Source organism: Methanoculleus sp. UBA413, from assembly GCF_002502935.1.
GTDB lineage: Archaea > Halobacteriota > Methanomicrobia > Methanomicrobiales > Methanoculleaceae > Methanoculleus > Methanoculleus bourgensis.
The window spans coordinates 5,389-13,441 of the sequence record NZ_DAQR01000131.1; the positions used below are offsets into that span (position 1 = coordinate 5,389).

Here is an 8,053-nt window from a genome sequence, read left to right on the forward strand (position 1 = left end):
ACGACAAGGACCTTCTCATGCCGGTCGACGAAGGCCCGGAGCCACTCCTCGTCGATCGGGTAGGCGCCGATGATCGCGAGCGAGACGTCGTCAGGGAGCACCTCCTGGATGTAGGCGGCGGCGTCCCCGCTCGCGACGACGGCGGTCGCACCTCTGACGGTGTGGCGGTTGTAGCCGAGTTCGACCAGCCGTTTCTTCAAGGCCGGCTGCTTCTCGTTCAGTCTCTTATGTAATGTTCGTGTGTGCGCGGGGATGACCACGTACTGCTTCGGGTCGCGGTGGAAGACGGCGGCCCGGTGCTCGGTACCGACAGGCCCGAGGTCGACGTCGCTCTTTGAGTGGCAGATCCGGGTGGTGGGGCGGAAGATCACGGGGAGCCCGAACTCCTCGGAGAGGGCGAAGGCGTCCCGCATCATGTCGTGCACCTCCTGGACCGACGAAGGGTCCAGACAGGGGAGCCGGGCAAAGTGCGCGTATCGCCGGGTGTCCTGCTCGTTCTGGGAACTGTGCGCGAAGGGGTCGTCTGCGGAGAGGACGACGAACCCCCCGGTCACCCCGGTGTATGCGCTCGTCATCAAGGGGTCGGCCGCCACGTTCAGCCCGACGTGCTTCATGGTGCAGAGTGCGCGCTGTCCGCACCAGGCGGCGGCGAGCGCGTTCTCGAAGGCGACCTTCTCGTTCGTGGACCACTCCACGGTGAAGGGGCGTTCCTCCTGCACCCGGAGGACATCGATCACTTCCGAAGACGGTGTCCCGGGGTAGCCGCTGGCAAAATCGATGTTTGCCTCCAGGCATGCGTGTGCAATGCCCTCATTCCCGAGTAGGTATCGTACTGCCATTGTTCCACTCAACTGTACTTCTATTGTCGGTTTTTAACATAGCGCTTTGGATGCGAATCCAGAACAATTTGGTGCTAAAACGATAGTAGAGGGTAGTCCCGCGGTTCGGCACCACTGGGACTCTCCTCCCTCGTCCTCTCCCGCAGGTTACCCGGGCAAACCCCGGCATCGGCGGCCACGGAGACGGTCTTTCCCCCCGGGTTGCCTCCCGCAGGGAAACGGGCGAAGCAAGGTCTTTGCACAACCTTTAAATCGAAGATTATACAACATTTATAGGCACTACTACGAGTATATCCGGGCCCGTAGCATAGCCGGTGGTGCACCCGGCTGATAACCGGGAGGTCGTGCGTTCGAATCGCACCGGGCCCATTCCTTTCTGTTTCTGTTCTTCTCCACGTTCTGAGCGTTCCCTTCGTACTCCATCCCCCTCTCTGATCCGGGGAAGTATCCCTAACTCCCTGCCCGGCGGTAGACGAGATGCTCAAGCATCAGGACCACGATGATGCCCACTACAAATCCGTTCGTGAGCAGGGGCCGGATGAGTGCCGGGAACCCCGCGGCGACATCTGCAGGCAGGAACGCCACGACAGTCCCGAGGAGGAGAGGGATGCCGATGATCAACCCCTCATCGAACGTCTTGACCGCCCCGCTCTCCTGCCCGAGCATGAGCCCTGCAGCGATCTGGGAGGCCATGACATAGGCGAGGACGACGCCGATGACCGGCCCGGGTATGCTTGCAAGGCTGCCGATGGCGAGGGGAGACAGAGCCATGAGCGCGAGCGCGATGCCTGCCGGGACCAGGGCGAACCGGGATGCGCACCCGGTCGTGGCGATGACACCGGGGGAGAGCGAGAAGTTCACCGGGCCGATCACCCCGATGAGGCCTGCTGCGGCGTTGCCGAGGCCGGTGATGGTCACCCCGCGGTTTGTGCGCTCGCCCATCTTATCCGCCCCGAGAAGGCCGCCCACCGACTGGATGGAGCCGAGATCGTTGATGGCGAGCGCAAGGAAGCAGATCAGGAACGCTGCAAGGACTCCTGCATCGGGCAGGGCGAGCGGCGCGAGCAGGCCGGGAGGGAGCGCAAGCAGCGCGGTGCCTTCTGGTGGCAGGGGAACCGGACCAAAGAGGACGATGTAGGAGAACGTCCCGAAGATGATCGCCCAGAGCGCCAGGGTCGACTTCCCTATCCCCTTCAGGAGCCCGTTTGCAACGAAGAGAATGAGAGCGAATGCGAGGGCAAAGAGGAAGGTCTGCGTCGCTGGAACCGTGCCGCCCCCGTCCGTGATCAGGTTGAGGATGGTGGGTGCGAGGGTGAACGCGATGAGCATGAGGACGACCGCGATCACCCGGGGCGTGAAGAGGCGTTTGAGGTGCTCAAAGAGGCCGGCTGCCGCTATCCCTGCAAGGAGGAGTCCGCCGATCAAGGATCGATGCGTTGATCGCCGCCGAAAACTGCTCTCAAGGCTTGCAAGGATCGCCGATCAGGAGCACCGTAGCCGGGCCGAGCACCAGGGGGAGCCTGTGGCCGAGGTAGATCTGCATGAGCAGCACCAGGGCGGTGAGGAAGAAGAGTTTCTGGAGGTAGGGAATGGCTGGCCCCCCGTAGAGGCCGGCCACCACCTTACCGATGATGAGGATGGCAGGCACGCTCACCGCCAGCCACTGCAGGCCGAAGATGAGGAGAGATGTCGGTCGCGGCCGGTCGTCGATACCGTAGGTGAACTCCATCGTAAAGGCTCCTGGTTGAGGTGCCGGAAGGGTAGCGGGGCTTCCGGCGTGATAATGGAGGATCTCTTTGCAGCAGGATAGCGTTTCTCCTTGAGCCCGGAACACGGCCATCCCACTCCGTCCTGCAGATGAATCCGGCCCCTTTATGTCTTCGTGAGGAGATCTCTCCTTATGTATTCTACCGGTCATGCAGCCGGGGAGATCCGGAGAACCCCAGGCGCCCACCCCGCGCGGTGCCGGAGGAGGCCGCGGGTATGAATGCAGTCGAGGTCCGGGGCCTTTCGCGGTCATTCGACGGTCGCGATATCCTCAGCGACGTCTCGTTCACCGTCGGGCACGGGGAGGTCTTCGGCTACCTCGGCCCGAATGGGGCCGGAAAGACCACGACCGTCCGGATCCTGCTCGGTCTGCTCGCCCCTGGTGCGGGTGAGGTCCGGGTCCTCGGCCGGGACCTCGCTGTCGACGACGATGCGCGCCGAAGGGTCGGGGTGCTCTTCGAGAACAACGGCCTCTCCGACCGGATGAGCGCCGCAGCCAACCTTGCCTACTACGCAGGGCTCTATGGCGTGGACGACCCGGGAGAGCGGATCGACGACCTCCTCGCGCTCGTCGGCCTCACGGAACGACGGGACGACCTGGTCGGGACGTTCTCGACCGGCATGAAACGGAGACTCGGGATCGCCCGGGCCATCCTCCACCGGCCGGAGATCGTCTTCCTCGACGAGCCCTCATCAGGTCTCGATCCCGGCGCGCAGAGGATGGTCCGCGACCTCATCCTCGAACTCTCCCGGCGGGAGGAGATGACCGTCTTCTTAAACTCCCACCACCTCGACGAGGTCCAGCGGATCTGCTCCTCGGTCGCGATCCTCGCGGGAGGGAGGATCCGGGCCTTCGACTCGGTGGCGAACCTCACCGGTGCGTCAGGCCGCCCGACCGTGACGGTCGCGCTTGCCGACCTGGACGACCGGGCCCGGGCGTGTGCAGTCATTGCGGCGCTGCCGTTCGTCGCCGGGTGCGACATGGACGGCGCGAGCGCCCTCCTCTGCACCCTCTCAGACCCCGGCGCGACTCCGGACCTTGTCGCGGCGCTCGTCGGCGCCAACTTCCGCATCGAGGAGGTCAGGCGGTCGTCGCGGTCGCTTGAGGAGATCTACCTCGAACATGTCGGCCCGGCGGGGGGTGGGGCATGAGCACGTTTCGCGTCATCGCCAGGCGCGAGATGCGGCTCGCCCTCCGGAACCGGAGCATCTTCATCACCGCGGTAATCTTTGCCATATGGTTCCCGGTCATGTCCGCCTTCGGGGTCGCCGCCGGCGCCGGCGGAGACGCCGCAGCCCTTGCCGCCGGTATCGCCGCGATCATCCTCCTAATCGGGGTATTCATGGGCTACATCTTCTGCGCCGACGCCTTCCTCCGCGAGAAGCGGGATGGCACCATCGAGACGCTCCTCTGCACCCCGGTCTCCCTCCGCCGCCTCTGGGAGGGGAAGGCTGCCGGGGTCGCTGTGCCGGCCTACCTGATGACCCTCGTCTCGGCCGCAGTGACCATCGCGGTCGTCTCCACTCTCACCGGCGCCCCGGTTGCCGCCGAACCCCTGCTCCTCCTCCACCTCGCGGTCATCGTCCCGGTCTGGGTTGTCGCCTCGGCCGGGCTCATCGGCGCGGCCCAGCTCGTGCTCGGGATGCGGGAGAACCAGATCCTTGGGTTTGTCTTCATCTTCGGGTTCTTCTTCCTCATCTTCGGGCTCCAGGAGGTCGCAGCGGGCGGTCCCGGGATCTCGCTGGTGACGGAGGGTATCCTCGCGGTCGCAGGGGTAGCGCTCGTCGCCCTCGCCCGCTTCATCGCCGGGAAGGTGACAAAGGAGCGGGTCGTCCTGACGATCCCGTGATGAGCGGGACTGACCTGCTGGAAGGAAATGTGGGCATCGCGGGTGTAAGGGAGAGGTTCCACCCCTCCCGCCGGCTCCCCTGCCCAAAATAGTATTGGTCCCTCACAAATCCGGGCGCCTACAGCACCTTGTCGCCGTAGAGGTATGGTCTCAGGGGCTTTGGGATCGTGACCGAACCGTCCTCGTTCTGGTAGTTCTCGAGGATCGCCCGGATCGCGCGCGACGTCGCTATCGCGGTGCTGTTCAGGGTATGCACGTAGCGCTTCTCGGTGAACTCGGTCGGATCACGCACCTTGATGTTCAGCCTGACCGCCTGGTAGGCAGTGCAGTTCGAACACGATACCGCCTCACGGTAGCGCTCCTCGCGCGGCATCCAGACCTCGAGGTCGTACTTCTTCGCGGCGACGGTCCCGATATCGCCCGTGCAGATCGAGACGATCCGGTAGGGGAGGCCGAGCTGCTGGAAGACCTCCTCAGCGTTCGCCAGCAGTTCTTCGTGGAGGTCCCAGGACTGCTCAGGTGTGGCATAGATGAACTGCTCCACCTTATGGAACTGGTGGACCCGGAAGAGCCCCTTCGTATCGATCCCGTGCGCCCCGATCTCGCGGCGGAAGCACGGGCTCAAGCCAGCCAGCCGGAGCGGGAGGTCCTTCTCCTCGAAGATCTCGTCGCTGTACATCGCTGCCATCGGGTGCTCGCTTGTCGCGATGAGGTACTCGTCCTCACTCTCGATCTTGTACATGACATTCTCGAAGTCGGCGAGGTCAGTAACGCCCTCGTATGCGGCCCGGTTCATCATGTACGGCGGGATAATCGGGGTGTAGCCGCGCGCAACAAGCAGGTCCATCGCGAACCGCTGGAGTGCCATATCGAGCAGGGCGAGCCTGCCTTTCAGGAAGTAAAACCCGGCGCCCGAGATCTTGACCGCACGTTCGAAGTCGGCCCAGTCGTGTTCGACGGCAAGCGCACCGTGGTTCTTCAGGTCAAACGCCGGGACCTGCGGCTCGCCCCACCGCTTGATCTCGACGTTCTCGGTGTCGTCCTTGCCGACGGGCACACTCTCGTGCAGGATGTTCGGGAGTCGCATCAGGCGGTACCTGACCCCTTCGGTGAGCGTATCGCGCTCCGTCTCCGCCTCCTTGATCCGTGCGGGGAGTTCTGCCGCCTCGGCGATGAGCGCCGCGGTATCGTCTCCTGCCTTCCTCGCGCGACTGATCTCCCGGGATATGACGTTCCTTCGGTTGCGCAGGTCTCCGATCGCCACGGTGAGTTCCCGTGCTCTCCGGTCCATCTCCAGCACCTCGTCGACCCAGGCCAGTTTCTCGGTATCTCCCCTTTTGTTGAGGTCTGCCCTGATGATCTCGGGGTGTGCACGAACGAACTTCAACTCAAGCATACTGTCTCTCTGTAGTACTTCGCCACGACGGTATATGGTCATGTTGCCCTCAGGGCCGGGGTGGACGCGCGGCGGCCCCTGGATGTGCACCGGATCGCCTCCGCTCAAAAACCCACTCTTATAATCTCCGGCGAACCAATCCTTCTAGTATGGAAAAGAACCAGAAGATCATCCTGGTGGCAGGCGGCCTCATAACCCTCGGGCTGCTCGTCATCGACGTCTTCTTCGCCCTCATTGCGCTGGTCTTCGTGCTCGTCCTCCTGATGACGTTCCACATCATGGGGGAGACCAGGGACTACCCGCTCGTCGCCGCAGAACTCTCAGAGGATGCCCGGGAGGTCATCATCACCAACACGGGCACAGCAGAGGCGCGGAATATCCATGTTGCCGTTGTCCCATTCAACGTCGAGTTCGATATCGTGTCACTCGAACCGGACGAGGCATCCGGGTTCGGGCTTGAGTCCATGGTGGTGGAGGCAAAAGCAGTCGTCACCTACGAAAACATCGCCGGCCAGAAGTACACGCGCACATACCCGCTCACGTCGCTCGGCAGCGGGGGCGACCTGTTGAAGCCGATGTTCCCGCTCTTTGGGCACCGGTGAGAGGGGAAAGGCGCAAGGGAGGTGGCCGTAGCCCCGGATCAGCCCCTGTGTAGATGTACCATCTCGGGCTTGTTCCCATGCAGTGGACCGTGGTGGCCTGCGCACCGCCGGTGCTCACGCGCCCGGCAAACCAACACGGTGCCCGGGGCTTGTCCCGGCGAGAAGAGATCCGGCAGGCCCCTCACCAGCGTCCCGAAAAAAGTTATTCGGAGGGGGCGATATACTCAAGCGCCCGGGCGAGTGCGGCTGTCAGTTCCTCCTCCTTCTCCACATACTCATACAGCGCCCGGTAGAGCATGAAGACGAGGTCGTAGCCGTAGATGTCGACCGCCTCCTCCGGCGTGAGAGGGCTCGCGTAGGAATCGGCCCTGATCTCGGTGGTGGTGTACATCACCTCGTAGAACTTCCCCTCCTCATCGAGAACGCATATCTGGGTATCGACGGGCTTACTTGGATCGTCGGGGCGGTACGGGAGCGGCTCGGCCTTCCCGAGGACGATCATCTTCCTCTCGTAGAACTCCTGGTCATAGAGTTCCCCGGACGCCTCCCTCTTCGCCCGCCAGAGCATCTCAAGGCCGATATCCTTCACGACCGGCGCCGTATCGGCGGCCATCCGTGCAACAAGCGCCCCGATCTTCTCCCGGAGCGCCGTTGTCGACTCTTCCTTCTTCGCCTGCAGGTCCCCGATGGTCTCGAGGAGCCGGGCGTATCCCTCTTCGATGATCGGATCCATATGCTCACCTAACTCTTGCGTACGCCCGCATAAGCGCACCGGTTTGTCCTGTTACCCGGCCTGCCGGAGGCGTTCGACCCCGAGGGCGCCCGCATACGCGAGCGTGCTCACGAGGATGATCGTTGCCCCTGATGGGACGTTCGCGAGGTAGGAGAGCCATATCCCCATCCCGGTGAAGACGACGCCGAGAGCGACGGCGCCAAGCATCATGCTCCATATGCGGGTGGTGTAGAGCCGGCTGATCGCCGCCGGGAGCGTGAGGAGCGCGATCACGAGGATGATCCCCACCACCCGGATCAGCATCACCACCGTCAGCGCTATCAGCACAAGCAGGAGGAGCGAGAGCCGCTCCACCGGCAGGTTCATGACCCTCGCGTAGTCCGGGTCGAAGGTGACCGCCTGGAGTTCCTGGTAGAGGAGGGCCACGACGGCGACGATAACGACGGTGAGGACCGCCATCAGCAGGATGTCCCCCCGCGGCACGAGGAGGATGTTCCCGAAGAGGTAGGAGAAGAGGTCGGGAGCAAACCCCGGTGTCAGGTAGACGAAGAGGATCCCGAGCGCCATCCCGGCCGCCCAGACCGCACCGATGAGGGTATCCATCTGCTGTTTTGCCCGGAGCTGGAGCGCGCCCATCCCGAGCGCCGTGGCGACGGTGAACCCGGTGGCCCCGGCGAGCGGGTCGATCCCGAGGTAGTAGCCAAGCCCGATCCCCCCGAAGGCCGCGTGGGATATACCGCCGCTGATCGCGACCATCCGCCGCACCACGACGTAGGTGCCGATGATACCGCAGGTGACGCTCGCGAGCACCCCGGCGATGAGCGCGTTCCTGAAGAACTCAAACCCGAGCACCTCTAACATACTCA

At 63.8% G+C, this 8,053-nt stretch carries 8 protein-coding genes, 1 tRNA gene and 1 pseudogene; 4 read left to right on the forward strand and 6 right to left on the reverse strand.

Annotation, left to right across the window (positions count from 1 at the left end; genetic code table 11):
• Positions 1–839: pseudogene (locus tag BP858_RS11240) on the reverse strand (indolepyruvate ferredoxin oxidoreductase subunit alpha); the annotation flags it as partial.
• A gap of 296 nt (positions 840–1,135) precedes the next feature.
• On the opposite strand from BP858_RS11240, the gene BP858_RS11245 reads away from it, so the two are divergent.
• A tRNA-Ile gene (locus BP858_RS11245) sits at positions 1,136–1,208 on the forward strand.
• An 81-nt stretch (positions 1,209–1,289) separates the two neighbouring features.
• Here BP858_RS11245 and BP858_RS11250 read toward each other — a convergent pair.
• Together BP858_RS11250 and BP858_RS11255 are read right to left on the reverse strand one after the other, a co-directional pair.
• Positions 1,290–2,264, reverse strand: coding sequence for a solute carrier family 23 protein (locus BP858_RS11250; protein ID WP_286879516.1), 975 nt, complete (start codon positions 2,262–2,264; stop codon positions 1,290–1,292).
• Positions 2,265–2,298: 34 nt separating this feature from the next.
• The gene (locus BP858_RS11255; RefSeq protein WP_286879517.1) at positions 2,299–2,568 is read right to left on the reverse strand and encodes a hypothetical protein; all 270 of its coding nucleotides are present in this window, start codon (positions 2,566–2,568) and stop codon (positions 2,299–2,301) included.
• A gap of 254 nt (positions 2,569–2,822) precedes the next feature.
• On the opposite strand from BP858_RS11255, the gene BP858_RS11260 reads away from it, so the two are divergent.
• Together BP858_RS11260 and BP858_RS11265 are read left to right on the forward strand one after the other, a co-directional pair.
• Positions 2,823–3,758, forward strand: a complete 936-nt coding sequence (locus BP858_RS11260; protein WP_074176119.1) for an ABC transporter ATP-binding protein — start codon at positions 2,823–2,825, stop codon at positions 3,756–3,758.
• Positions 3,755–4,456 carry an ABC transporter permease gene (locus BP858_RS11265; protein WP_074175234.1) on the forward strand — a complete coding sequence of 234 codons (702 nt, stop codon included), beginning with the start codon at positions 3,755–3,757 and terminating at the stop codon, positions 4,454–4,456. Before BP858_RS11260 ends, BP858_RS11265 begins: the two co-directional genes overlap by 4 nt.
• A 118-nt stretch (positions 4,457–4,574) precedes the next feature.
• Here the strand turns inward: BP858_RS11265 and serS are convergent, their stop codons facing one another.
• Positions 4,575–5,852, reverse strand: coding sequence for a serine--tRNA ligase (gene serS / locus BP858_RS11270; protein ID WP_062262657.1), 1,278 nt, complete (start codon positions 5,850–5,852; stop codon positions 4,575–4,577).
• 149 nt (positions 5,853–6,001) lie between these two features.
• Between serS and BP858_RS11275 the strand changes: the two genes are divergently transcribed.
• Positions 6,002–6,454 carry a hypothetical protein gene (locus BP858_RS11275; RefSeq protein ID WP_014866764.1) on the forward strand — a complete coding sequence of 151 codons (453 nt, stop codon included), beginning with the start codon at positions 6,002–6,004 and terminating at the stop codon, positions 6,452–6,454.
• A 202-nt stretch (positions 6,455–6,656) separates the two neighbouring features.
• On the opposite strand, the gene BP858_RS11280 is transcribed toward BP858_RS11275, so the two are convergent.
• Together BP858_RS11280 and BP858_RS11285 are read right to left on the reverse strand one after the other, a co-directional pair.
• Positions 6,657–7,187 (reverse strand): hypothetical protein, encoded by a 531-nt coding sequence (locus BP858_RS11280; RefSeq protein ID WP_062262661.1) that lies wholly within the window; start codon positions 7,185–7,187, stop codon positions 6,657–6,659.
• Positions 7,188–7,238: 51 nt separating this feature from the next.
• The coding region (locus BP858_RS11285; RefSeq protein WP_286879518.1) for a metal ABC transporter permease at positions 7,239–8,053 on the reverse strand (815 nt) is incomplete at its 5' end.